The organism is Nonomuraea diastatica (assembly GCF_004349015.1).
Taxonomy (GTDB): Bacteria; Actinomycetota; Actinomycetes; order Streptosporangiales; family Streptosporangiaceae; genus Nonomuraea; species Nonomuraea diastatica.
The window spans coordinates 1-1,373 of the sequence record NZ_SMKP01000415.1 but is presented as its reverse complement, the minus strand read 5'-3'; the positions used below and the strand labels follow the sequence as shown (position 1 = coordinate 1,373).

The 1,373-nt window shown below is 64.8% G+C and carries 1 protein-coding gene; it reads right to left on the bottom strand.

All coding sequences use genetic code 11. The annotated features are described in order from the left end of the window. Positions 1-91: 91 nt before the first annotated feature. Positions 92-1,306 (bottom strand): IS701 family transposase, encoded by a 1,215-nt coding sequence (locus E1294_RS51940; RefSeq protein ID WP_220448456.1) that lies wholly within the window; start codon positions 1,304-1,306, stop codon positions 92-94. Between the last annotated feature and the right edge of the window lie 67 nt (positions 1,307-1,373).

Here is a 1,373-nt window from a genome sequence, read left to right as displayed (position 1 = left end):
ACATGGTCGATGGCGGTGGCCGCGGGTATGAGGAGGCGGGCCAGGACGCGGCGGATTTCGGCGAGGGAGGGCCGGATCAGCCGGGGCGGGGTCAGCGGGCCCGCTCCTGGAGCGCGGGTGCTTTTCCCTGATCTGTCCCGGTGGCATGGGGTTTGTCGGTCGCCGGCTGATCGGGGAGTTGGGCGCGGGCAACGGCCAGGAAGGCCAGAGCGAGCATGCAGGTGGTGACATGCCGGTACCAGGGCGTCCATCTGCGGACCTGGTACTCATTAAGACCGAGGAGGTCTTTTCCGTGCTCGTTGTCTTCCTCGATCTTCCAGCGCATCCCGGCGATAGTGATCAACTCCGGTGCGGGCGTACCGGCCGGGGCGTGGGCGAGGAAGAACTCGATGTCGTCGAGGTCGCTGATCGAGCGGCGGATCAGCAGGGTGTGGCCGAACCCCTCGGTGGGCGACTGGTCCTTGACCGTGACCTGCCACATGCCCCAGTCATAGACGCGCTTGCCCTTGCTGCCGTCCCCGCACGAGCGGCGCTCCCACTGCGCCACCCCGAGATCTTTGAACACCTTGTCCGGCCGGGTGGCCCTGCCGCGGGCGTCGATCAGGGGCAGATCGACCGGAACCGCCACCACATAGCGCAGGCCCCGCCGGTGGAAGAAGGCGCGCAAGGCCGGATCACGGCCGTACCCGGAATCGGCGGTGAAGTACCGAAACGGGGTTCCGGCGGCGATCTCATCCTCCACCATGTCGATCACCTGATGCGGTTTGGTGGTGAAACCCACCGCTTCGGGCACTCCGGCGGCCTTCATCCGCACCGGGTCATCGGTCCAGCACGCCGGTAGATACAGGCGGCGGTTGATGAAAGCATGACCGGTATCAGAAGCGTAGGTGAGCATCGGCAGCACCTGGCAGTTCTCGATCTGCCCGGTCGCACCGCAGTGCTGCGGTGCGACACCGACCGATTTGTCGCCCTTCTTGATGGCCTGGGTATCGTCGGCGATGAGCACCCCGTCCGGTGAACCCAGATGCTCGATCACGTAAGAGCGGACCTCATCACGCAGCCGATCGGCGTCCCACTTGGCCCCATTGAGCAGCCATTCGAACCGATAGGCATTCTTGTGCCCTACATGGTCGGCAAGCTGCCAGGAATTCTTACGGGGCACATCGGCCATAAGCCCGCGAACCAGATCAGCGAAGGTAGCGCGCGGCTCCGGCCGGGTGAACAACGGGCCGGCGATCCGCTCGATCAGCGCGGCCAGATCGGCATCCCAGGACACGACCAGATCGTAGGTCAAGACGAAAGTCACCGCAGGATACTCCACGGGCCACAGACCGGCCCTCAGCGACTTGAATCAAGATCTACGAATGTAGTAC